Here is a 24,628-nt window from a genome sequence, read left to right on the forward strand (position 1 = left end):
TTTCTCCCCTTAAAAGATCAGCCATATAATATTCATCGAACGTACGTAAACTCTTTTATACCCTTCCATTTCATACTCGCTTTTTTTTACATAAAAAGTCATCTTCCCCTAAAGAAAGACGACTTTCCTGTTAAGCTTAAGAATAATAATCCTTTGGCTTAACCTCTTCTCCATTTTTACCGTTAAATCGTAATCCCCATCCGGTCAAGGCAGCGATAAACATGACAATCAACAATCCCCACCCTTGGAATACGAAAGGAAAAACCTCTGTTGGGCTGACAACTGGGATGAACTCGTAGTTGTCAGCCGCTCCCTGAATGGTCGCCCAGGCGAGCAGGACACCGCCGCTCCAAGGAAAGATGTAACCTAACGAAGAGGTCACTGTATCTAAAAAGTTCGCTCGACGATAAGGGTGAATGTTCATCTCTTTTCCTAACTTTCGCACAAACGGGGCGGCTGCAATTTCAGCAGCTGTATTAATAGTGATAAATATATTTAAAAATGCCACAATTCCAAACATCGTTAATTCAGCACGACGTACTACATTTTTAATAATTCCTAAGAAGAAGTTCTTAATGGTTTCCATAGTTCCAGCCACTTCCATTAAATGGGCGGCAGCTAATATAAATAGTATTAGAATGGCCATATTAAAGTATCCGCCGATCCCTTCCATAAGAGCTCCTTCAATAACCGCATCACCAGCATCGTTTTGATAAATATGCAGCACTTCAGTCAGCGGAGTACCCGCAAGACCCATGACGACTACTGCAGCTACAATCCCCCACGTCAGGGAAGTCAGTAGATGATGCCCAGACAATGCCAAGAATAACACAAGGGCAAACGGAATCAATAAGAGAAGTCCATCAGCAGCGACTTCTTGTTGAAGTTCGTTCATGACTTGAGTATTCCCCATAGTCCCTCCGCCTCCGAAGATGACGAATAAAATAAGAGCCGGGACGGCAGCAGTAACAGAGTATTTAAATCTTGAGCGAACAACACCAGGTACATCGGCTTCCTGGGTAGTCGCCGAGACGATGGTCGTGTCTGATACAGGGGCTAAATTATCTCCAAACACGGCACCGCTTAATATTGCAGCTAGTAAAATGACGGGATCAGCTCCTAAAATAACACCCGCCGGGTACATAAGTATTCCAAATGTAGCTACAGTTCCATAGCCTGTACCTACAGCTGTCGCAAACAACGCAGAAAGCAGAAAAGTTACTCCTACAAAAGCTCCCCCTTCAAGGCCAGTTTGAAATCCAAGCCAAATCAGTCCATCAACTAATCCACCTGCTGATAAGAGGGTGGCAAACATTCCAGCCCAAAACCAGGCAATAACTGCAACTACACCAACAGGCTGCGCCATTCCAGAAATTAAACTTTGCGCATAATCGGCCCATTTTGACTTACAAAAGAATAAGCCGATGGCAACTCCAATTACCATCCCAAGTACAAGCGCCTCCTCTGTGACAAGCTGTGAGACACTAAGTGTGATCGCCCATATGATGAAAAAAACTAAGGGTATGGTTGCAGCAAAAACACCGCCGCGAAATTCCAATTTCTCTATCTTTTTTTTCCCTACCGCTTCATCAATGACTTCGTTATTTTCTTGATTTCCCACTAGAATTCCTCCTTGTGACTAAAATCCCTTCATAGTGTATCACTAAATCTAGTTTTTCCGTAATCTTTAATTATGATAGAGGAAGTGATCATAAAAACATGGAATAGTTGCACCTAAATTTATTCTTTTTTTTCCTTATAATAAGGTAAAATGTCTTACGGCCATAAAAGATATCAAACAGCCGCCTTTCTATTTATTTCTTCATTATTTCCTAGGAAATGATAGAGTCATGAATAAAACAATGTTCTAATTTGAAAAAATTTCGTTATTCATGGAAGTCATGGTAGGATGTAAACTAACTACATAAAAGGAGTGACCACTATGTTTAAACCACTAGCTACAGATCAAGCACCTGCAGCAATCGGACCTTATTCTCAAGCTGCAGATGTAGGAAACCTTATTTTTATTTCCGGTCAAATTCCTCTGAATCCACAGACAATGGAATTTGTATCAGATGATGTAAAAGAACAAGCTCATCAAGTTATGAAAAACCTGGGTGCGATCCTTGAAGAAGCCGGCTTAAGTTACAATCATATAGCTAAAGCAAATATTTATTTGGATTCCATGGATGATTTTGCCGTCGTTAATGATGTATATGCGAGTTATCTAAGTGAGCCCTATCCAGCGCGGGCTGCGGTAGAAGTAGGAAAGCTTCCAAAAGGAGCAAAAGTTGAAATAGAAGCCATTGCTGTCAAATAATAACCTTATTAACCCTTTAGATATTAAAAAAGATTGACCCTCAGTTGGATGAAGGTCAATCTTTTTTATTTTGACAGAGGGCGTCAATTATTCTTTCCCCTTACTTTCTCTTACGACATAAACTATTCCTTTTTGTCATAGGCTTTACAAACTTAAAGTTATAACCGTGCATTAATCTTCATCTTTTATATCCCGATCTTGAGGAATAGGTTCATTTAAATAGTCCTGTATCATGACACGGTACTTCTCCACTTGCTCAAAGTAAATATCAAATTGAGAATTATTAATTAAATATTGCTCTCCATCATGGAGACAACGTACCTTCTTCTCTTTAATTAAATGCTCAATATATTCTCTTGGAACGTCTAAATATTTAGCCGTTTCTTCTACAGTTAAATACATTTCGTTCACCTTCCCTTTTGTTTAAAGAAGTTGAAACTACTAAATCATAAACTTTGTTAGATGCTGAGCTTCCCTCAGTATGAGAGCCCTTGCTTTATGATAGAAAGAAGCTCTCATTTCCCAAAAGGCCTTTTCTTTTTTATAAACGAGTTAATAATGAAATGCAACAAATGCATATTAAAAAAGCTTTCCCGTGTTTCAGGGAAAGCTTTCGATCTTTTGTCGCGAATGTACCGACGACCACATTCGTCGTTTAGCCTCGAAGGCATATACTTCGTCTTACACAAACAGCTCATCGCTCCATAACTATATCATCTTCCACCGTCCCTGACAATCAAAATTTAATTGCAGATTTCGAATTCTTCTCCCGCTGTGCTATAATAAACGAATTACTAAATCAGCAGGAGGCTACTATGCTAACGTTTGAAGAAAAGATGGCTATTATAGAAGAGTTTGGTGAGCTGACTAAAAAAGAAGTCTCATTAGGTCGTGTCAACTTTCATTACGAAGAAAGTCTTTATGATAAGAAAAATGTTGTTTACCATTTACATCCTAACGGCAATGGTTTTGTATATGCAGGCGAGATAGAAGGCTGCCCTGCGGATGATCGAGGAATGGTAAACATTCGTGATTATAGTGAAACTGAATTGAGAAACATCGTACGTGAAGCAATAGATTCTTTAGCTTCTACGCCAGCAGAAAAAAATCCGGTTTTTGAAGAATGGATGAATAACGGTGATTTCTCGCTTTTTCTTATGCGGGAAGATGATGGTTATAATGTGTATGCAGGTGAAATTTTAGAAGGTGCATTTAATTCCTACGAGGAAGCCGCTAACTTTCTAGAAGAAGAGGGGTTCAGCCGCATTTAAATCATAGGCCGATACGAAAAAACTTTGGTTGTGCCCATTTTTGTGGTACTTGAACTTGCTTAACTGTATTGAGATAAATGTAAAAAGCTTGTAGAGAATTACCGGCCTCTACAAGCTTTTTTTATTATTCGTAAGCAGGGAGTGTAAAGGTTACCGTCGTACCATGGCCAATACGGCTTGCAGCTTTAATCCAGCCTCCGTGCTCTTCGATTATTCTTTTTGAGATTGGAAGGCCAAGGCCGCTCCCTCCCTCGGAGAACATTTTGGTTTGTTCGGATTGATAAAACAATTCAAAAATATGTGGAAGGTCATTATCTAGAATACCTGGTCCGTTATCTGTAACTTCCACAATGATTTCGCCGCCCTTCTCTTTCAGACGTAAATCAATCTTTTTCTCTTCCTTATCCATAAATCGCAAGCAGTTATTCAGTAAATGAACCATCACTCGTCTTAATTGAGCAGGATCAGCTTTTGCCTCATAAGATTTAACTTGCTCCGCTTCAAAGGTAAAAGTAATTTCTTCCCACTCCTCTTGAAACCCTTCCATGATTTCAACGAGAAACGAACGCATTTCTAACCTTTTAAAGTAAAAGGAAAGTCGTCCCATATCAAGTTCAGAATGCTGAAATAGTTCATCAATCAAACGTTCAAGTACAATTGACTTCATATGAACCGCCTGGAGCGCAGCATCCACTTCTTCGCGAGAAGCGTTTTCCCCTTGAGCAAATTCGACCTGCTCTTTAATAAAGGACATAGGAAGTCGCAAATCATTTGAGATATTGTATAAAAGTTTCTTTCTGTTTTCTGAATACTTTTGTTTTACTTCTTCTGATTCTAGTAATTGCAGCCTTAAATTCTCGAAAGAATCGGCGAGTTTACCGATTTCATCTTTTTTCATACGTACAAATGGGGTTTCAGTTTGCCCAGCACTCACTTCTTCAGCTGCTTTTGTCAGAGTCTTCATTGGTTTTATGACGTTTTTGGTTACAAAGTAAAGAAACAAGGCATTTGTGATTAGTAAAAGCACCAGCCACCCAACAATATGAATGGATAAAAACGTAAGCTGATCTCCCTGTTGTGTACTAAAGTTGAACGTATATAAAAGTAAATATCCTTCTACAAAAAGAAATAATAGCATTGGAATAATGACAATCGCCAAATTTGACCGCATAAATCGTTTACGAATAGACATCTTTTCTACTCCTTTATCTATGTAATACCGTCCTTTAAGGATATACCATGATACAGCTCATCGTCTACAAAAGTCTTTCCAACTTTTTTCATACTATTGTTTGTGAACCAAAGCATAGAATATCATATAGGCGGAATCAACTGAGGGAGAGGATATCATGTATCCATATGATTATAGACAGACAATGAATCAGCCGACTGTTCTGGCTTTTGCTCAAGGAGATGTTAATGGCGATGGAGTGATTGACAACGTGTACTTGACAGGGAAAAAACCTAACGATACGGGGAGTCCTTATACGACGGATATTACTCTAGTGATTCAAGACGGAAGGACTCAAACCTTTTACAGTGTACCTCTTCAATCAAACGCCGGATATGCCCCTGCACTATTTCTAGGTGATTTTACCGGGGACGGCGTAGATGATATTCAAATTAACATTAACTCGGGGGGAAGTGGAGGTTTCTATTTTGTTTACATCTATTCCTTCCTCAACAATCAAGCCAAAGAGTTGTTTAACTATGAAACGTTCAACGACCAATATTTGTATGATGTTATGTACAGGGATCACTACAAAGTAGATATATCCAATCAAACGTTAAAATTAAATTATGTCATTGATATTAGCAATAGAGACGAGGAATATTTATCAGAAATTTACACGGAGGACGGTAAACTTAAAACTCCTGTACAAGGATGGGTGTCAGGATTAAATACTGCTTACCCTGTTGATTTTGACGGAAATGGCGTATTTGAATTATTTGTATTTCAGCGTATCGCCGGCCGATATAACGCCGATGGCTTAGGTCTCGTGCAGTCCCCTCTTTATTGGGACGGTACCCATTTTATAATTAAAGATAACTGGCAATATGTCGCTGTGTTAGGGGAGGAACAGTCTTAAATAATTGGTCAGCTCTTTTTAGCTCAGAGCTGACCTCGCGCTAATTTTGTATCTGAAGCATTGTTTTGTTAATATACGGACACTCAGTATACATTCATTCCCATTCCGCTAATTACTAATTGGTAAAACCAATTATACATAAAACTGAATTGAATCGGTTCTAATCCATAAAAAAAGAACGCCGTCATTGGCGTTCAAAATAAAAACGCGAGAATCTTTTCTTTATGCTGGGCGTACACCTTTTCCCCTAATGTGCTTAGTTCTTCCATACAGAGAATATCATCAAAAGGGATTTCTCTAGATAGATCCTCGTCAATTCGCAAATACTGTTCTCCTAACAATATTTGACTTTGATAAGAAACCGATTCTGAAGACAAATGTAATGCCAGATCCAGTAGTTTAGGTTTTGTTTTTAAAGAAGGAATCTTTAAAGGCATCCATTGCCTTAACCCCCAGTACTTATTTTTGGAAAATGAAAATTCAATTTTCTGCTTTCCTGTTCCAAATGATAAAACCCTCACTTCTTCTAAACCTTTATTAAATGATTTAATTGATTCTGTAATTGCTGCCATAGACGGATTATTAGCCCACAGTCCGCCGTCAATGGATAAGTATCGTTGAGAGATGTTGTTGGGTGGAAAGTAGACAGGAGCAGAACATGATGACAGTACAGCATCCCATAAAAAAATATCGCTTATTCCTTTATCATCTTTATCTGAATAAGACCGATAGGAGAATGGTTTTCCTTGGGTAATATCAACTGAAGGAATGAGTAGCGGCTGCTCTATATCTGCCAGCTTCACTTCTTTAAAAACTTCTTGCAGCATGTTTCTTAAATCTTGATCACTATATACACTTTTTAAAAGTCCGACTTTTGCCTGCTTTGTAAATATTCTTTCCCCATACTTTTGATAAAAGTGAAGAACGTCCTCCATCCTTTTTTGTAAAGCAATAGATGCTGCGATGATAGCTCCTGTACTCGTCCCTGCTACTAAATCGAATGATTCTCCTATTGGTCTTTTTGTATCCTTCTCAATTGCTTTTAATATAGTTACAGGAAGAATGCCGCGAATCCCTCCGCCATCAATACATAATATTTTCACGGGCGCCACCTAAATTTATCATTTACTTTCAGTGTAACCATGATCAGCTTCCTTCATTCGGCAAGAATGAAAGCGAAGGGCAGAAATATTGTTTCCTGTATGGTAAAATGGAAGTAGGAAAAGATTAATATTATAACTCCAAGGAAGGTGGTTATAATGAAAGAACGAATTTTAGTAGCGTACGATGGTTCTGAACTTAGTAAGAAAGCTATACAAGAAGCACTTACTAAAGAACAGTTCAATAGTGAAGCAGAAGTTCATGTAGTTTCAGTTATTAAACCGACCGGCCCGTTTACAAATGCAAAAATGTCTGAAAGTATCGGAACAGAACTAGCCGAACAGTTGAAGTCAGATTTAGAAGCAATTAAAGAAGAGTTTAAAACTATTCACCACCCGATTGTCACTGAAGCTTTAGTTGGAAAAAGCGAAAGCAACCCCGGGATAAAAATTACTGATTATGCGAATCAACACGACATCGATTTAATTATAATTGGCAATCGCGGATTAGGTAATGTTAAGAAATTTTTCTTAGGAAGCGTCAGCAACAATGTGGTTCAGCATGCGAAATGTCCAGTTTTAGTTATTAAATAAGAAAAGAGCCTAAGTAAAGCGGACTGTGAGGGAGTTAAATTCCACACAGTCCGCTTTTTAAAGTTCTACTTTTTTTCAGTGGCCACAATGGTCTGGGCTCCTGAAGGCAAGAAAAAGCTTGTAGAAAAACAAGTAGTTTCTCTACAAGCTTAGCCTATCCTTTATATGAACAGACTCGTTTCAGTCAGTTATGAACTCCAACTTCTTTCTCATAAGCCGTTAAGGCTTCATCAAACATGCGAAGTCCTTCATCAATCTGCTCTTTTGTTACGGTTAATGGCGGAATCATGCGGATGATTTCCGTTTGATTCCCTCCAAAGTAAAATAGAACTCCATTTTCCAGAGCAGTATCTAACACCCTGAATAAACCTTCACTATTAGGTGAGCCTGTTTGAGGATCAATAATTTCGATTCCAATCATCAGCCCCACTGCACGGACACGTCCGATTACGGAATGCCTTGCTTTGATTTCATTAAGCTTTTCTGCTGCATACGACCCTACATTTCTCGTATTTTCGAGTAAATTTTCTTCTTCTATAACATCTAATACGGCATTAGCAGCTGAACAGGCAATGGGGTTGCCCCCAAATGTAGTAGCATGGCTTCCTAGCGGCCACTGCTTCATCAGCTCATTCGAAGCAACAGTCGCACTTAGCGGCATGCCGTTGGCAATTCCTTTGGCAATGGCCATAATGTCCGGAGTGACATCAAACGTTTGAGAGGCAAACCACTCACCTGTTCGACCGAATCCTGTCTGTACTTCATCGAAAATAAGTAATAAACCGTGTTGGTCACATAGTTCTCTTACTTTTTGAAGCCATGCTTTTGGAGGGACAATATATCCTCCTTCGCCAAGAACAGGTTCAACTAATACAGCCGCCACTTCATCTGGTGTCACTTGATGAGCAAATAACCGTTCGAAATCTTTCTCCAGTTGGTCAACTACATACCGTTCAGGGTCTAGTCCAGCCGGACAATCATCTGCTTGTGCATATGGAACTTGGTAAGATCCTGAAGGCTGAAGAAATTTTCGATACTTACTTTTGGAGCTTGTCACACTTAAAGCTCCCATAGACCTGCCGTGAAACCCACCGATAAATGAAACAATATAAGGCCGCTGAGTTACATGTTTCGCTAATTTTATGGCCCCTTCAATTGCCTCAGCCCCACTGTTTCCAAAAAAGAAACAATCTAGGTTACCAGGCATGACTTCAGCTAGACGATCAGCCAGCTTCAATATTGATTCATATATAATAACCCCAGAAGGCCCATGCCCAAGTTCGTCTGCTCCTTGTTTGATCGCTTCTACAACTTTCGGATGGCGATGCCCGACATTTGTAGTAGCAATGCCCGAAGTAAAATCTAAATATTTTTTCCCATCCACGCCAAAATAATAGCAGCCTTCTTCTTTAACGACCGGCAAATTCGGATGATCCTTTGCCATACTTGGTGCTAAACGATTTGACATGTTATCTACCAGGTGACTCCAATCGTTTCCCATAACCAAATCCTCCTACAACAATTTCTATTTATCGTAACATTAGATTTAAAAGAATAATAGATGAGCCATAAGTGCTGCTACCGGCAGTGTAACAATCGTACGCTGCAAGAAAATTACGAACAGTTCCAATAGGTTTAGCGGGATTTTAGATTTAATAAGTAAGATCCCGATCTCTGACATGTACACCAGTTGTGTAAGAGACATTACGCCGATAATGAATCGAGTAAGTTCAGATTCAATACCTGAACCAACGACAGCCGGAAGAAACATATCAGCAAAACCTACGATCATCGCCGGAGCAGCTTCAGCAGCTTCCGGGATTTGCAGTAACGTCAGTAAAGGAATAAATGGATAAGATAAAAACGTGAAAATTGGTGTAAATTCGGCAATTATTAAAGCTATCGTTCCGAGCGCCATAACGAGTGGAATTAAACCAAGCCATATATCAGCTACATTAAACACCCCACGGCTGATAACATCTTTTGCACTTTTCACTTGGTCTGCTTTTTTTACAGCCTGATCGACTCCCCAGCGAAAACTGGATACGCCAGCAGGTACAGCTTCATCAATTTGTTTTCCAACTGGTTCATAGTACGTGTGCTTCTTTCTTGAAAGCGGAGGAATACGTGGACAAATAACCGCAGCAACTACTCCGCAAACAGCTACTGTAAAATAAAACTGAACGAACATGTGATCAATACCAATGAACCGTGCGATCACTAAACTAAAGGCAATGGAAGCAATAGAAAAGTTAGTCGCTACTACAGCAGCTTCTCGCTTTGAATAGTAGCCTCCTTCATATTGTTGAGTGGTCAGCAATACGCCTACCGTTCCACTACCCATCCAAGAGGCCAGAGCGTCCACAGAAGAACGCCCCGGAAGTTTAAATAAAGGCTGCATTACCTTACGAACAACAGAGCCTATAAAATCCATAAGGCCAAACTCAAGAAGGAGCGGCATAAATAGACTGGCAAATAAGAACCAAACCATTAAGACAGGTATTAAATCAAAAAGAACAACTTGTCCTGTTAACTCAGAAGAAATGACTTCAGGTCCTATTCCCATAAGGGTCATCGTAGCAAAAACAGCCCCTAAAGCACGAAGTACAATCCAAAATACTCCAATATCAAACAAGCTCGATAAAAATTTATGATTTCTAATGCCGGGGTGACTGATAACTTTTATAACAAAAGCCCCCACTACAGACACCCAAAGCACAATGGTCATAAACAAAGGAATATATTCAGAAATCGCTCCTTGAAGGCCGTCTGCTAAAATTCCTAACCCGATGGTGACTGTGCCGTCAACTGAAACAGGGACGAGAAACAGCAATACCCCGATAATAGAAGGTATTAAAAACTTCATAAGCTGGCCTGCTGTGTACCCTGATGCTACTTGCATTTCCTTCTTCTCTATTTCCATAGTGTAATTCCCCCATCAATGAATGAATTTTGTATATATTATTGGTACATATGACTTATTTCGGGTTTGCGGTTTTTAATGATACATTTTAATGCATAAAAATTCAATAGAGGAAAGTAAATTAAATGAATTGTTTTTAAATTGGTTGAAAATGGCTTTACATCAGGCTTTTGAATAGTATATCAGAAATCCGCTTACATGTTTTAATATTGAGAAAATTCACTCCATTATAATTACAAATGTCAAACTATGTCGAAGTGAAAGTATGTATTTAGATCTAATAATTTGTTATATGCATACATCAATGTAATATTTTTCAAGTATAATAGAATAAAAATGAAAAATTACGAATATTCGCTTGATTACTAACATTATTTAGTGTAATGTAAGTCGCAACAATGTTTTATCCAGGAAAATTTCATATGCTTTCTTATCTCGAGAGGTGAAGGGACTGGCCCGATGAAGCCTCAGCAACCACTGTTCCACAGTATGGTGCTAACTCCAGCAAGTTATTAAAAAACTTGGAAGATAAGAAGAAGGATTAATTACGAATTAAAGTCTTCTTCTTATAAGAAGGCTTTTTTTATTTATCACGGTACTCGGTACCACTAAGGAGGAAATGTATGAATTTGAGAGATGCTCTTCAAACACAAACTCTTGTAGGAGATGGAGCTTTAGGAACCCTTCTCTATTCTTACGGCATTGATCAATGTTTTGAAGATTTAAACCGCAGCCACCCTGACGAGGTATTAAATGTTCATAAAGCCTACGTAGAAGCCGGTGCTGAGATCATTCAAACCAATACATACGGTGCGAATTACGTTAAACTCTCCCGTTACGGACTTGAAGATAAAGTTAAGGAAATTAATACAGCTGCCATCAAAATTGCGAAACAAGCTGCTGCTGAGAACAATTATGTCGTTGGTACAATCGGAGGAACTCGAGCAATTAGTAAGCAGGCGGTCTCGCTTGAAGAAATTAAACGCAGCTTTCGAGAACAGTTATACTGTATGTTATTTGAAGGTGTAGATGGTCTTTTACTCGAAACCTTTTACGACTTTGAAGAGCTCCAAACCGTTTTACAAATTGCGAGAAAAGAAACGAAGCTTCCTATTATTGCTCAAGTTTCTATGCATGAACCTGGCGTTCTTCAGGATGGAACTTCTCTAAACGAAGCCTTAACTACATTAGAAAATATTGGAGCAGATGTGGTTGGAATCAACTGCCGTCTCGGCCCCTATCATATGACCCAAGCATTAGAAGGCGTGCCTCTGCCAAAAAAAGCTGTTCTATCTGCTTACCCTAATGCCAGTTTACCTGCTTATCAGGATGGCCGGCTTGTTTATAAAACAGATGCAGATTATTTTAAAACGAGTGCACGCTCTCTTTATGAAGAAGGAGCACGTTTAATCGGAGGATGCTGCGGAACAACTCCTGAGCATATTGCTGCTATTGCAGAAGAAGTAAAAGGAAAAAAACCAATTCAGAATAAGGTGGTCTCACCTGCTAAAGCTGAGGTTGAAACACCTAGGGAAATTGAGGATACGAACCCACACCTCCATGAAATAGCAGCCGAGCGGTCATCAATAATTGTAGAACTTGATCCCCCGAAAAAATTGAATACGGATAAATATATGAGGGGAGCGCAAGCATTAAGAGACGCTGGTGTTGACTCTGTTACACTTGCTGATAACTCGCTCGCCTCACCAAGGATCAGCAATTCTGCCATTGCCTCCATTATTAAGCAGAAATATGATATCAACCCTCTTGTGCATATCGCATGTAGAGATCGTAACTTAATTGGACTTCAATCCCATTTGATGGGACTGCATACGCTGGGGATCACAGAGGTTTTAGCCATTACCGGGGACCCTACGAAAATTGGTGATTTCCCTGGAGCTACGTCTGTATATGATCTGTCATCATTTGATTTGATTCAATATATTAAACAATTAAATCAAGGCATTTCCTTTTCCGGAAAATCGCTTGGCATGAATACAAATTTTTCAGTTGCTGCTGCCTTCAATCCCAACGTCCGAAACCTCAACCGTGCCGTCGGACGCCTTGAGAAAAAAATTAAATACGGAGCTGACTACTTTATTAGCCAACCCGTTTACAGCGGGGAACAAATTAGAGAAGTTTACGAAGCAACAAAGCACATATCGGCACCCATTTACATCGGTATTATGCCGCTTACAAGTTCACGAAATGCTGAATTTCTGCATAATGAAGTACCTGGCATCACACTTTCTGATGAAATTAGAAAGCGTATGGAGAGTGTCAGCCATGACCCTGCTCTTGCGCAGGCAGAAGGAATTGCTATCGCTAAGTCACTAATTGATACAGCAGCCGAGCTGTTCAATGGTATCTATTTAATTACACCATTTCTACGCTATGAAATAACGGTAGAATTAACTAACTATATTAAAGAAGTGAATCAGCAGCGTTCAGAAAGGACGGTTTTAAATGGAAACAACACCATTTCATCAGCATCTATCAAATAGGATCTTAGTTTTAGACGGAGCCATGGGGACAATGCTCCAGGATGCCGACCTTTCCCCTGAAGATTTTGGCGGAGAATTATACGATGGATGTAATGAATATTTAAATATTACATCGCCTAAAGTTATTGAGTGGATCCACGATGAGTACCTTAAAGCTGGAGCGGATATTATTGAAACCAATACATTTGGTGCCACCGACTTGGTACTCGATGAATATGAACTGGGTCACTTAGCTGAAGAAATCAATATAAAAGCAGCACAACTCGCTAAAAAAGCAGCTGAAAAGCATTCAACTGAGGATCGACCTCGATTTGTAGCCGGTGCCATGGGGCCAACGACAAAAACCCTTTCGGTTACAGGCGGGACAACTTTTGAACATTTAACGAATGCTTACGAGGAACAGGCTCGCGGACTCTTAAAAGGCGGCGTTGACCTTCTTTTACTTGAAACTTCTCAGGATATGCTGAATGTGAAAGCAGCTTATCTGGGGATATCTAAAGCTTTTAAAAAATTTGGGAAGGAAATACCTCTTATGGTTTCTGGCACCATTGAGCCTATGGGAACTACACTTGCCGGCCAGACGATTGAAGCCTTTTACTTGTCCCTTGAACATATGAAACCTGCTGTAGTAGGACTAAACTGTGCAACCGGTCCGGAATTTATGAGAGACCATATTCGTTCTCTATCCGATTTGGCCACAACCTCTGTCAGCTGTTACCCTAATGCCGGGCTGCCTGATGAAGAAGGAAACTACCATGAAACACCAGAATCCCTTGCAGAAAAAATTGCCGGCTTCGCTGAGAAAGGGTGGCTGAACGTTGTCGGCGGCTGCTGCGGAACGACGCCTGATCACATAAGAGCACTGGTAGACGCTATAAAAGATTATGAACCTAGAGAAGCTCCCAAAAGTCACCCTCATGCCGTTTCAGGTATTGAACCTTTTATTTATGAGGATAAAAATGATCGTCCTATTTTAATTGGAGAGCGAACAAATGTAATTGGTTCGCGTAAGTTTAAACGTCTGATTGCGGAAGAAAAGTTTGAAGAAGCATCAGAAATCGCTCGTGCGCAAGTAAAAAAAGGTGCGCAAGTTATTGATATTTGTTTAGCTGATCCAGATCGTGATGAAGTACGGGATATGGAAGCCTTTATGAAACAAGTGATTAACAAGGTGAAAGTGCCGCTAATTATCGATTCCACCGATACGGATGTGATTGAAAAAGCCCTTACCTACTCACAAGGAAAAGTGATCATTAACTCGATTAACTTAGAAGACGGCGAAGATCGTTTTAAAGAGATTCTTCCGTTAGTTAAGCAGTATGGTGCCGCGGTTGTTGTAGGTACGATTGATGAAGTAGGTATGGCCGTTACAGCTGAGCGGAAACTTGAAATTGCCATTCGTTCCCGCGATATTTTAGTTGAAGAATACGGATTAAGTGAATCAGACATTATTTTTGATCCTCTCGTCTTCCCTGTCGGTACAGGAGATGAGCAATATATAGGCTCTGCCGAGGCAACGATCGAAGGAATCCGGTTAATTAAAGAACAACTGCCAAACTGTCAAACTGTTCTAGGCGTCAGCAACGTTTCATTCGGTCTTCCTCCCGTTGGACGAGAAGTGTTAAATGCCGTATACCTTTACCATTGTACAAAAGCCGGGCTCGACTATGCGATCGTTAATACTGAAAAGCTAGAGCGTTTCGGGTCTATTGCACAAGAAGAAATCGACCAGGCCAACGAGCTTCTATTTCAAACGACAGATGCTACGCTGGCGAAATTTACAGCTTTTTATCGTGGGAAGAAAAAAGAAGTTAAAGTGCCTACAGCTACGATGAGCTTGCCTGAAAGACTCGCTCATTACGTTGTGGAAGGAACAAAAGAAGGACTTGTCCCAGACCTGGACCTAGCTCTAGAAACGTATGAAACACCATTAAAAATCATTAACGGTCCCTTAATGGATGGTATGGCTGAAGTCGGACGATTATTTAATGATAACCAATTAATCGTAGCGGAGGTATTACAAAGTGCTGAAGTAATGAAGACTTCTGTCGCCTACCTTGAACCACACATGGAAAAAGATGATACGTCCAATAAAAAAGGGAAAATCCTTCTTGCTACTGTTAAAGGAGATGTCCATGATATCGGGAAGAACCTCGTCGATATCATTTTGAGCAACAATGGCTTTGAAGTCGTAGACCTGGGTATTAAAGTCACTTCTACCGAATTGATTGAACAAATAAAAAATGAAGGACCGGACTTTGTCGGTCTCTCAGGTCTGCTCGTCAAATCAGCCCAGCAAATGGTACTGACTGCTCAAGATTTAAAACAGCAGCAAATCGATATTCCGATTCTAGTTGGGGGGGCAGCACTTTCAAGAAAGTTCACAAATACTAAAATTGCTCCCCAATATGAAGGCACTGTATTTTATGCAAAAGATGCTATGGATGGACTTTCCCTATCAAACCGACTAAGCCAAAAAGAAGATCGTGAGCTTTTGATCCGCGAACAGCAGGAAAAACAAGAGCAGGCGATTGCTAGAGGTGCAGAGCAAGCAGCTAAACAGCCGGCCTCTACAGCCGTAGCAGAAAAACCTGTTTCCACCGTTTCTAAAACGGTACCTGTTTTTCAGCCTCACGATTTCAAACAGCACCTTTTGAAGAATTATTCCGTCGCTCACATCGAGCCTTACATTAATATGCAAATGTTAATTAGCCACCATTTAGGCTTAAAAGGTAAATTCTCTAAACTATTAGAGGAGAAAAACGAAAAGGCGTTGCACTTAAAAGAAGTGGTGGACGAATTGATTGAGAAAGCTCAAAAAGAAGGTACGATTCAACCTTCAGCTCTCTACCAATTCTTCCCGGCTCAATCTGATGGCGATGATGTGATTATCTATGATCCAAACGATCAGAAAACGATCATTGAACGATTTACGTTCCCGAGACAAAATCGTGCCCCGCATCTTTGCCTGGCAGATTATTTGCGTCCAGTGAGCAGTGGAGAAATGGATTACGTCGGTTTCTTCTCAGTAACGGCGGGAAAAGGAATCCGTAATCAAGCCGTTAAACTCAAAGAAGACGGGGAATACTTGAAGAGTCATGCCCTGCAGGCTCTCGCCCTGGAAACAGCTGAAGGATTAGCAGAGCATATTCACCAGCTGATGAGAGATAAATGGGGATTCCCAGATGCTACGGACTTTACAATGCAGGAGCGTTTTTCAGCAAAATACCAGGGTCAGCGGTACTCCTTTGGTTATCCTGCTTGTCCCGAATTAGAGGACCAGAGAAAATTATTTAAACTAATTAGACCAGAACAAATCGGCGTAGAACTAACGGAAGAATGCATGATGGAACCAGAAGCCTCCGTCACAGCCATTGTCTTCGCCCACCCAGAAGCACGTTACTTTAATGTGCATTAATACAAAACCGGTACCAGGTACACTATGATACAAAGTGTGTACCTGGTACCGATTTTACTTTTCTGTGTACCTGGTACCTTTTCTGGTACACTGAAAGAAAAAAGGATGATCTGAAGTGAGTGGGATCCCATTAATGGTTGATGTAGCGGGGCAACGTGTAACAGTTGTTGGCGGGGGAAAAATTGCGGAGCGAAGGATTTACAATTTGTTAAGCGGCGGTGCACTTATTAAGGTAATCAGTCCTGAAGTCACTTCCGGCCTGAGATCCCTTTCTGAAAACGAGCAAATTCACTGGAAGAAAAAGCGTTTCTCCCCCGATGATGTTAAAGATTCTTTTCTAATCATTGCCGCCACAAATGACTCCCTCGTTAATCAACAAGTGATAGAGGCAGCTCCTAAAAACGCACTGATGAATACAGTGGAACAGGCAGCAGATGGAAACGTTCAATTCCCGAGCCATTTTCAGCGCGGCAGGTTATCCATAAGTGTATCCACATGTGGCGCAAGCCCTATATTAGCCGCCCGAATAAAAAAAGACTTAGAAGAACAATACGACCAAAGCTATGAAAAGTATGTAAACTTTCTTTTTGAAGCCCGCGAGCAATTAAAACAGTCCTCCCTTTCCATGATTAAAAGAGGAAAAATACTCCGTCAACTCGTAGAGGAAGACTTTTTTGATCAACACAAGCAAAAAGACATGCTTCAGTATATACGATCCCAAAAATAAGCCCATCCCCCTTATAACTGGGAATGGGCTTTCATTCTATGCATGCTGTTGGTAGTAATGGCTTAAAGCGATAATCATTGCTCCCATTTTGGGCTTATCCGGCTCAAGCACCTGAGTTATCCCATAACTGCGAAGCTCATCTGCTGTGACACTTCCTACGGCAACAGCAGTCACCTCTTGATTAAAAGCAGTACTCAGCTTCTCACTTAACGTACAAAATAGATTTTGTACTTGCGTTTTGCTTGTGAAAACAACTGCATCTACCTTTTGTTCAATGATAAGTTGCTGTAATTGTTTTACTGTTTCTTGCTCGGGTTCGATGTAATGATAGGGCAGTGACTGATAGAGTTCAATAGGCAGGGTATTCAATTTATTTAGAATCGCCGGTTCATTCTTATTGTATTGCTGAAGAAAAAACGAGCTGCCTTCTAGATTAACCTGGTCGAGTTCTTGCACTAATTCATTCATTGTTCCATCGTCAGAGACAATACTCGGCTCCAGGCCTTTTTCCTTTAACCACTTCACCGTTTTACTACCACGTATAGCAAGTTTTGTTTCTTGTAAAGCTTGGATGTACTCTTCTTGACAACCAAGCCTTCCAGCCGCTTCTTCCAGTGCTCTTGCTCCTATTCCCGTTGTTAATATAACGTAGTTGAATTTGGATTTAATGAGCTTGACTACATCTTCTTCCGCTTCTTTTTCATTCAGTACTTTTTGCCCTTGGAGCGATTGAGTCATTGGCGTGCCGCCTTGCTTGCGTATAAGTTCCTCAATGGATTCAGCTTGTCGATCAGCGGCTATTGCGATTGTTCTTCCAGTAAGCTTTGTCATCTGCATGCCTCCATAGAAGTCAGTCTTTCGCCTCAACGATAACAAATGGGAAATGAAAGGATTCATGCACCCGTTCAATTAAGGCTTGTTTCATATTGGGGTGGTCACCTAACGGACGACAGAGTGAAGCTCTCACTCCCTCTTTTTGCAGGTTGGTTACTTTTTTCTCCATCGATTGAATAAGCAGACCATCAAACCATAGGTAAGGAACGACCACCACTCGTGAATTAAGGGACCATTCTTCAATGATATCATTAAACTTAGGTTCTATGGCAGCTAAATAAGCTGTTTTTACACGAACGTGTAGACGATCTTCTATCGATTGCGCAATGGATTCGATATCACGCTTCGTAGCTGGGTCGTAGCTTCCTCTTCCAACGAATAAAATCGTCGTATCGTCTGTTAGTGATGAATCTGCTTCTTCTATGCGGTCAACCGCCACATCTATGATTCTCTCCTGCACACCCAGGGGCTCGCCATAAGTTAATTCAAGCCACGGATAGATTTCTTTAACTTTCTTCAGTGCCATTGGAATGTCTTTTAAAGCATGTCCTGCGGTTAAAAGTAAAATAGGAACGACTGAAATAGAAGTCGCTCCTGCATCTATCAATTTACGCACACCTTCTTGAACATCAGGCTCACTAATTTCAAGAAAGCAAATTTGCTGTAAAGGGGCATCTACAGAGGGTTGAATGTCGGTTAAAAATTCAATCGCTTCCTGTTTTCCTTTATCATATCTGGTGCCATGACTAATATAAAGTACTCCTTGCATACCAATTCTCCCTCTTCTTATATAACTGATGAAATGATAGGCTGTGGTTCTTTCTCAAACCACTGTAAGCTCTCACGCAGTCTCACTACTTCACCTATTACTATCATTGATGGATTCGATACTTCATGTAATTTTGTATGAATGGAGGCTAACGTTCCCGTCACGGTCTTCTGCTCTTGAGTAGTGCCCCAGTGAATAATAGCGACAGGCATGTCCGGGTCCATCCCATGAGTGATGAGCTGTTCACACGTATGAGGGAACTTTTTTACTCCCATATAAATGCATAGCGTACCTTTATGGCGGGCTAAATTCGTCCAGTAGTCAACAACGTCTTCTTGTGGATTTACTCCAGATACAAAAGTAACAGAAGAACTTAGCTCACGATGAGTCAGAGGAATACCAGCGTAAGCAGGGGCTGCTGATCCCGAAGTAATCCCAGGTATGATTTCAAAATCAATTCCTTTTTCACTTAAGACAGCCGCTTCTTCTCCTCCACGGCCAAAGATGAAGGGATCTCCTCCTTTCAAACGTGTTACGACTTTATTTTTCTTAGCATATTGCCAGAGAAGATCATTAATATTTTCTTGACGCAACGTGTGCTGGTCTGGCTGCTTCCCGCAGAAAATCAGCTTAGCTCCCTTTGAAGCATATTCCAGCAGCTCTTCATTAACGAGTCGATCATAAAGGATGACGTCAGCCCTTTCAATTGCCTTCATTCCTTTAACGGTTATTAATTCCGGGTCTCCAGGTCCCGCTCCTACTAAATAGACTTTCGTCATTGTTATCCCCCCATGTTGATGAGCTGCTAAATCCAGTTTCTCTCTTGGAGAAATTGGATGATTTTCTCAGCGGATTCCTCTGCTGATTCTTGCTCTGTATGAATCACAAGTTCACTAGACTGCGGCGCTTCATAAGGAGAATCGATTCCTGTAAAAGATGGAATTTCTCCATTTCTTACTTTTTTGTAGATGCCTTTAGGATCGCGCTTTTCACACTCTTGTAAAGGACAATCCACGTAGACTTCAACAAACTCTCCTTCTGTTAAGCTAGCGCGAATCTTATCTCGGTCCGATCGGAAAGGAGAAATAAAGGAGGCGAGTACAATCGTTCCGCTGTCGGCAAAAAGTTTCGCAACTTCTCCCACGCGTCGGATATTCTCTTCACGATCCTGATCCCCAAATCCTAAATCCTTGTTCAGCCCGTGCCGTACGTTATCGCCATCTAGTACATAAGTTTGCAGTCCTTTTTCAAAAAGTTTCTGATTCACAATATTTGCAATGGTCGATTTCCCGGATCCTGATAGTCCTGTTAACCAGATTACACCGCTGGAATGTTTGTTTTTATTACGATAATATTCTTTTGTGATAGACGTATCGTGCCATGTAATATTTGAACTCATGCTAATTCTTCCCTTCTTTATTGCGTTACCTTTTGTAATCCTTCAATGAGAATTCCTGCTACTTCTGGACGGCTGAACGTTTCCGGCGGCTTCTCTCCGCTGCGCAGCATTTCTCTTACTTTGGTTCCTGACAGGATGACATGCTGACTCTTGTCGTGCGGGCATGTTTTACTAGAAACCATGGCTTTGCATGTGTGGCAGTAAAAGCTATGCTCGAAAAACAACGGCGTGATCCCCAGCTCGTCTTCCGTAAAATGGGAGAAGATTTTCTGAGCATCGTACGTACCGTAATAATCGCCTACCCCTGCATGGTCTCTTCCAACGATAAAGTGAGTGCAGCCGAAGTTTTTGCGGACAGTGGCGTGAAAAATGGCTTCTCTCGGACCAGCGTACCGCATAGCGGCGTTAAACACAGCAAGAAACACTCGGTCTTTTGGATAATAGTTATCAAGTAAAACGTGATAGCTTTTCAATCTTACATCACTTGGCACATCATCGCTTTTCGTTTCCCCTACCAGCGGATTTAAAAATAAGCCGTCTACGGTTTCCAGCGCTGTCTTTTGAATGTGTTCATGAGCACGGTGAACAGGATTACGAGTTTGAAAGCCTACAACTTTTTTCCACCCAAGTTCTTCAAATTCCTTTCGGGTTTCTTCCGGGTCTAAATAGTAGACTTCCGAATGTTTACGAGGCGGTCGTTTCACTAAATGAATTGGGCCGCCGACATAATAGTCAGGGCGATCAAATAGTTTCTTTACGCCAGGATGCTCTAACTCTGTTGTTTGATAAACTTTTGCAGCTTCTGTATCTTTTTGAGATGAATAGATTTCTTCCACTTCTATCCAGCCATAAACCTCACCGTTCTTAGAAAGACTTGCCCAGCTGCCTGCTTGCAGTTCTACTGCTTTTCGTTCATCAACGGGCAATGTTATTGGGATGCTCCAGGGGATCCCATTAGCCAGCCTCATGTCACGAACTACAGAAAGGTAATCCTTCTCGCTAAGAAATCCTTCCAGCGGGCTGTAAGCTCCATTGGCGATAAGCTCTAAATCACTGATCGCAATGTCATCTAATTCAATATCGTGTGCAGTTCTCTCAGGTGAAAACGTTTCTGCATCTACGATTCGGTTGACTAAAACTCCGCCATGCGGTTGACTCGTCATATTAAAATTCCTCCTTAAGTGGTTGCCGTGCTTTTTTTACTAACGTTGACCTTCCAAAATTCGTAAGTACTAATGTAGCAAAAATTCCGCTGGATATAATAATGACCGTGGATACTTTGGACATAAGAAAAATTTCTGTTAAACAAAAGGCCATCACAAGCGAGATTAATGGAGATGTGACCCATACTTTAGCAATCCTGTGAATCACTTTATTTCTCCAAATTCCGCGCCAGTCTTTCGTGGCTCCTGCACCCACAATGCCTGAGGTCGTTACTTGAGTCATTGGAATTGGAATCCCTAACAACGAGGCTCCAATGACAAGAAAGCCAGAGGTCCCGGAGATAACGACTCCGTCTGAGAGCGACAAATGAGAGATCCGCTTTCCGTTTGTTTCTAAAACTCTGCTGCCTAATAATAAAGCTCCAAGAGCCATAAACAGGCCGCCTGTCAGTAAACCTGTTCCTTTATTTAATACATCTGCTCCGACAAGAGGACCGACTGCACTAGCCACATTATTCATCCCAGCAGCAATCGCCTCCAGAAATCCTGTAATAATGAGCAAAACAGAAAGAGCGACCGTCAGCTTTTTCGATTTCAACTTCTTCGGTTTAAAACGCTCTTTCAGCAGTCCAAAAAGGAAAGTAAGCAGAAAGGCTGCCAAAGGAACAAAAACCCAAAACAATATAATATCGACTAATTTACTTAAATAAAGCTGTTGAAGAGAAATGCTTACTCCTACAATCGAACCGACTGTCACTTCACTTGTGGAAAGCGGGATTCCTAATAAGTTCGTTACAAACAGCGTAAGCGCTGAAACGAATAGAATGATTACTGCAGCTTCAACCGTCAGCAGGCTTTCAGGAATGAGACCTTTACCAATCGTCTCTACCACTTCTCCGCCCCACAATGCTCCAAACAGGCAGCCAATTCCGCTTAACAGCAGTGCAATCCATTTTTTGTTAATCACTCGAGCTCCATAAGCAATCCCCATTGTAGCGGCCGATCCGCTCGCCCCAACATTAAAGGCGTAAAAATAAGCAATGATGAGACTCAAAATGACGAGCGTCATGATTGATTATCCTGACTTGAAACCGTGTGTAAGCCACACTCGGTTTTTCCAAAGCCTTCCCACCTTCCTGAGCGATCATGAGGATCATCGGATGGTGTTGTACATGGCATGCACCCTATGCTTGCATATCCTTGATCGTGCAGATCGTTGTAAGGAAGATTGTTTTCTTTAATATGGTTCCAGACATCTTCCCATGTCCAGTGAATCAGAGGACATACTTTTACGGAACGAAAACGTTCGTCTTTATTAACGAAGTCCGTTTTACTACGACTGAGTGATTGCTCGCGTCTTAAGCCGGAAACCCAGGCTGTCGCTCCACTCAATGCTTCTTCTAACGGTTTAATTTTTCGAATATAGCAGCAATGATCAGGATTTGAATTCCACAGCTGATCCCCGTGCTTATCAGCTTGTTCCTGCAGCGTCAGCTTCGGTTTTTTCATTGTGATCTGCAGGTCAGGGAAACGTGCTTTTATGCGGTCAATCAGCTCATACGTTTCTTGGAAGTGAACATCTGTATCTAGAAATACAATGTGAGCGTCTTTCTTCACTCTTGAGATTAAATCAATCAAGACAATTCCTTCCGCACCAAAGCTGCATGCGTAAACAATGTCATCATAAGAGTTGTACGCCCATTCTAATATCGTTAATGCACCTTTCGTCTGATCATGTGGTTGAAAATCAGTAAAAGGATCGTTGATAAACGTTTCATAAGTTATCTGTTCATGAGTCAATGTGTAGCCCTCCTATAAAGAGAAAATTCCTTCGCCCGATTTTACTGATCTACTGTCTCTAGTCAGTCATATAAGAAAATCCTCTTCTTATTCATCTAATAAGAAGAGGATGAGAATACCGATCTCGGTCTCTTCTTATCTATCAAGCGGTGATGCCTGCTGGAGTTAGCACAGTACTTTTTAAGTCTGTTGCCGAGGATTCGTCGGGCCAGTCCCTCCACCTCTCTGGATAAGAAAAATATTTTTATGTGATTAAATGGAAATATACAGGATGAATTTGAAGCTGTCAAAGGGGTTTTTTGGCGATTTAACGCCCTTCAACGCCCAAAACCCTTTTATTCCTAGTGTTTTAGTCGGTTTTAAAAAATTTAAAAAAATTTTTGAGAAACCAAAAACGCTCTCTCAGCTTGTAAAAAAAGATGGTTTTGTACATCTCATTATATAAAAAGGAACAGAAAAAGTGACATCTCCTGCAGGACGAGCATACAGAAAATGTCCGAAATGACAGACAGAGATTACGCCATTTTTTTATACATAGGAATACAGGCAAACACAAGTATTAAAACTAGACTTGTCGCTGTAATTCCCCACCACATAAACTGTTCCCATAACGCCCCGATTGCCGTACTTCCTATGGCGACTCCGATATAATAGCTGATTAAATAAAACCCTGAAGCCCCGCTTCGATGATGTGATGCTGTCTTACTAACTAAAGCAGCTGCCATGGAGTGAGCAACGAAGAAACCCATACAAATCACCGCAAGTCCTATTAAGATGACGGGGGGCATAGGGAGAGTTGTCATCCACACACCAGCAAGTAAGACAAACAATCCGGCGATCATTACCTTTGGCAAACCAATTTTCATAGATAACCTCCCAGCTAAAGGCGGGGCCAGCACGCCAAAGCCATAGGCAAAGTACGTAAATGAAATCCATTTTAGCGGCCAGTTAAACGGATCAGCCTGCAGATAGAACGGCAAATAAGTCCAAACTGCAGTGAAAACGATTTGAAGTAATAGTCCCATGAGAAAGAGGACGAGCATATGTGTATCTTTTAAATGGACAAGCATGCCCTGCAAATCCTTGCGTAACGGCGTTTTCTGTTTTACGTAAAATCTCTCTTTAGGAAGCAGCAAAATAAACAATGTGGCTGCCACTATTCCAAACCCAGACATGATGAGCAAAGTAGTGTTCCAGTCTAAAATATCCGTCAGGTAGCCCGCTGCTACCCGGCCCCCCATCCCTCCAAGAGCATTACTTGAAATATACAATGTTACAGCCAGGCCAAGGTGCTGAGGAGAAACCTCTTCTCCTAGATATCCCATAGCCGCAGCTGGTACACCTGCAAGGAAAAAACCCTGAAGCAGACGCAGTCCTACCAAAGCTTCAAAAGAAGGAGTAAAAGGCATGGCAAATAACAGTAAAACTGTCATCCCTAAAGAAACGTGCATAAGCAGCAAACGCCCATACCGATCTGCCAAAAAACCTAAAATAAATAATCCAGCCACCATAGATATGACCGCCGAAGACACAAGGAAGCTTGACTGCGTGGCTGTAACTTGAAATTCATCGACGAATACAGGAAGCAGCGGCTGGAATACATAAAGCGTGGAAAACACCAACAAAGAAGCCAGCATTAAGGCGATTGTTACCCGCCAAAATGCTGGTTCTTTAGGTGTATAAGGTTTTTCTTTTTTCCCACCAAAATCCTTCACG

General features: G+C 41.1%; 21 protein-coding genes and 2 riboswitches. Of the genes, 7 read left to right on the forward strand and 14 right to left on the reverse strand.

Annotated features, from left to right (window positions below):
• Window positions 1-136 precede the first annotated feature (136 nt).
• Window positions 137-1,621: a Na+/H+ antiporter NhaC family protein gene (locus ACGTNH_RS16695; RefSeq protein ID WP_394588070.1), complete on the reverse strand. Its 1,485-nt coding sequence runs from the start codon at window positions 1,619-1,621 to the stop codon at window positions 137-139.
• Window positions 1,622-1,942: 321 nt separating this feature from the next.
• On the opposite strand from ACGTNH_RS16695, the gene ACGTNH_RS16700 reads away from it, so the two are divergent.
• Window positions 1,943-2,320, forward strand: coding sequence for a RidA family protein (locus ACGTNH_RS16700; RefSeq protein WP_394588071.1), 378 nt, complete (start codon window positions 1,943-1,945; stop codon window positions 2,318-2,320).
• Window positions 2,321-2,491: 171 nt separating this feature from the next.
• Here the strand turns inward: ACGTNH_RS16700 and ACGTNH_RS16705 are convergent, their stop codons facing one another.
• Window positions 2,492-2,722, reverse strand: a complete 231-nt coding sequence (locus ACGTNH_RS16705) for an excisionase family DNA-binding protein (protein WP_394588072.1) — start codon at window positions 2,720-2,722, stop codon at window positions 2,492-2,494.
• A 413-nt stretch (window positions 2,723-3,135) separates the two neighbouring features.
• Here ACGTNH_RS16705 and ACGTNH_RS16710 point away from each other — a divergent pair, with 413 nt between their 5' ends.
• Window positions 3,136-3,591 carry a hypothetical protein gene (locus tag ACGTNH_RS16710; protein ID WP_394588073.1) on the forward strand — a complete coding sequence of 152 codons (456 nt, stop codon included), beginning with the start codon at window positions 3,136-3,138 and terminating at the stop codon, window positions 3,589-3,591.
• A 124-nt stretch (window positions 3,592-3,715) separates the two neighbouring features.
• Here the strand turns inward: ACGTNH_RS16710 and ACGTNH_RS16715 are convergent, their stop codons facing one another.
• The gene (locus ACGTNH_RS16715) at window positions 3,716-4,783 is read right to left on the reverse strand and encodes a sensor histidine kinase (RefSeq protein ID WP_394588074.1); all 1,068 of its coding nucleotides are present in this window, start codon (window positions 4,781-4,783) and stop codon (window positions 3,716-3,718) included.
• Window positions 4,784-4,940: 157 nt separating this feature from the next.
• Here ACGTNH_RS16715 and ACGTNH_RS16720 point away from each other — a divergent pair, with 157 nt between their 5' ends.
• Window positions 4,941-5,681: a YybI family spore inner coat protein gene (locus tag ACGTNH_RS16720; RefSeq protein ID WP_394588075.1), complete on the forward strand. Its 741-nt coding sequence runs from the start codon at window positions 4,941-4,943 to the stop codon at window positions 5,679-5,681.
• 194 nt (window positions 5,682-5,875) lie between these two features.
• On the opposite strand, the gene ACGTNH_RS16725 is transcribed toward ACGTNH_RS16720, so the two are convergent.
• Window positions 5,876-6,784, reverse strand: a complete 909-nt coding sequence (locus tag ACGTNH_RS16725; protein ID WP_394588076.1) for a CBASS cGAMP-activated phospholipase — start codon at window positions 6,782-6,784, stop codon at window positions 5,876-5,878.
• Window positions 6,785-6,940: 156 nt separating this feature from the next.
• Between ACGTNH_RS16725 and ACGTNH_RS16730 the strand changes: the two genes are divergently transcribed.
• Window positions 6,941-7,375, forward strand: coding sequence for a universal stress protein (locus ACGTNH_RS16730; protein ID WP_394588077.1), 435 nt, complete (start codon window positions 6,941-6,943; stop codon window positions 7,373-7,375).
• A gap of 184 nt (window positions 7,376-7,559) precedes the next feature.
• Here the strand turns inward: ACGTNH_RS16730 and ACGTNH_RS16735 are convergent, their stop codons facing one another.
• Together ACGTNH_RS16735 and ACGTNH_RS16740 are read right to left on the reverse strand one after the other, a co-directional pair.
• Window positions 7,560-8,876: an aspartate aminotransferase family protein gene (locus ACGTNH_RS16735; protein ID WP_394588078.1), complete on the reverse strand. Its 1,317-nt coding sequence runs from the start codon at window positions 8,874-8,876 to the stop codon at window positions 7,560-7,562.
• Between the two features lie 45 nt (window positions 8,877-8,921).
• The gene (locus ACGTNH_RS16740; protein ID WP_394588079.1) at window positions 8,922-10,298 is read right to left on the reverse strand and encodes a YjiH family protein; all 1,377 of its coding nucleotides are present in this window, start codon (window positions 10,296-10,298) and stop codon (window positions 8,922-8,924) included.
• A 427-nt stretch (window positions 10,299-10,725) separates the two neighbouring features.
• A riboswitch (SAM riboswitch) is annotated at window positions 10,726-10,833 on the forward strand.
• 88 nt (window positions 10,834-10,921) lie between these two features.
• On the opposite strand from ACGTNH_RS16740, the gene ACGTNH_RS16745 reads away from it, so the two are divergent.
• The 3 genes from ACGTNH_RS16745 to ACGTNH_RS16755 all read left to right on the forward strand — a co-directional run bounded on the left by ACGTNH_RS16745 (window position 10,922) and on the right by ACGTNH_RS16755 (window position 16,947).
• Complete coding sequence (locus tag ACGTNH_RS16745; RefSeq protein ID WP_394588080.1) at window positions 10,922-12,802, forward strand: bifunctional homocysteine S-methyltransferase/methylenetetrahydrofolate reductase; 1,881 nt, start codon at window positions 10,922-10,924, stop codon at window positions 12,800-12,802.
• Window positions 12,765-16,220, forward strand: coding sequence for a methionine synthase (gene metH / locus ACGTNH_RS16750; RefSeq protein ID WP_394588081.1), 3,456 nt, complete (start codon window positions 12,765-12,767; stop codon window positions 16,218-16,220). The genes ACGTNH_RS16745 and metH overlap by 38 nt, the downstream gene beginning before the upstream one ends.
• A gap of 115 nt (window positions 16,221-16,335) precedes the next feature.
• Complete coding sequence (locus tag ACGTNH_RS16755; RefSeq protein WP_394588082.1) at window positions 16,336-16,947, forward strand: NAD(P)-binding protein; 612 nt, start codon at window positions 16,336-16,338, stop codon at window positions 16,945-16,947.
• Between the two features lie 36 nt (window positions 16,948-16,983).
• Here the strand turns inward: ACGTNH_RS16755 and ACGTNH_RS16760 are convergent, their stop codons facing one another.
• The 8 genes from ACGTNH_RS16760 to ACGTNH_RS16795 form a co-directional block, all read right to left on the reverse strand.
• A complete protein-coding gene (locus tag ACGTNH_RS16760; protein ID WP_394588083.1) occupies window positions 16,984-17,778 on the reverse strand; it encodes a uroporphyrinogen-III synthase in 795 nt (264 codons plus the stop codon).
• 19 nt (window positions 17,779-17,797) lie between these two features.
• Window positions 17,798-18,550, reverse strand: coding sequence for a sirohydrochlorin chelatase (locus ACGTNH_RS16765; RefSeq protein WP_394588084.1), 753 nt, complete (start codon window positions 18,548-18,550; stop codon window positions 17,798-17,800).
• 17 nt (window positions 18,551-18,567) lie between these two features.
• A complete protein-coding gene (gene cobA / locus ACGTNH_RS16770) occupies window positions 18,568-19,329 on the reverse strand; it encodes a uroporphyrinogen-III C-methyltransferase (RefSeq protein ID WP_394588085.1) in 762 nt (253 codons plus the stop codon).
• A gap of 26 nt (window positions 19,330-19,355) precedes the next feature.
• Window positions 19,356-19,949, reverse strand: coding sequence for an adenylyl-sulfate kinase (cysC, locus tag ACGTNH_RS16775; RefSeq protein ID WP_394588086.1), 594 nt, complete (start codon window positions 19,947-19,949; stop codon window positions 19,356-19,358).
• Between the two features lie 17 nt (window positions 19,950-19,966).
• Window positions 19,967-21,112 carry a sulfate adenylyltransferase gene (sat, locus tag ACGTNH_RS16780; RefSeq protein ID WP_394588087.1) on the reverse strand — a complete coding sequence of 382 codons (1,146 nt, stop codon included), beginning with the start codon at window positions 21,110-21,112 and terminating at the stop codon, window positions 19,967-19,969.
• 1 nt (window position 21,113) lies between these two features.
• Window positions 21,114-22,181 carry a sulfate permease gene (gene cysP / locus ACGTNH_RS16785; protein WP_394588088.1) on the reverse strand — a complete coding sequence of 356 codons (1,068 nt, stop codon included), beginning with the start codon at window positions 22,179-22,181 and terminating at the stop codon, window positions 21,114-21,116.
• Window positions 22,178-22,912 carry a phosphoadenylyl-sulfate reductase gene (locus ACGTNH_RS16790; RefSeq protein ID WP_394588089.1) on the reverse strand — a complete coding sequence of 245 codons (735 nt, stop codon included), beginning with the start codon at window positions 22,910-22,912 and terminating at the stop codon, window positions 22,178-22,180. The genes cysP and ACGTNH_RS16790 overlap by 4 nt, the downstream gene beginning before the upstream one ends.
• Window positions 22,913-23,044: 132 nt before the next feature.
• A riboswitch (SAM riboswitch) is annotated at window positions 23,045-23,148 on the reverse strand.
• Between the two features lie 279 nt (window positions 23,149-23,427).
• Window positions 23,428-24,627 carry an MFS transporter gene (locus ACGTNH_RS16795; protein ID WP_394588090.1) on the reverse strand — a complete coding sequence of 400 codons (1,200 nt, stop codon included), beginning with the start codon at window positions 24,625-24,627 and terminating at the stop codon, window positions 23,428-23,430.
• Window position 24,628: the final 1 nt, after the last annotated feature.

Origin of the sequence: Halobacillus sp. B23F22_1, assembly GCF_043497005.1 — a bacterium.
Classification (GTDB): Bacteria; Bacillota; Bacilli; order Bacillales; family Halobacillaceae; genus Halobacillus_A.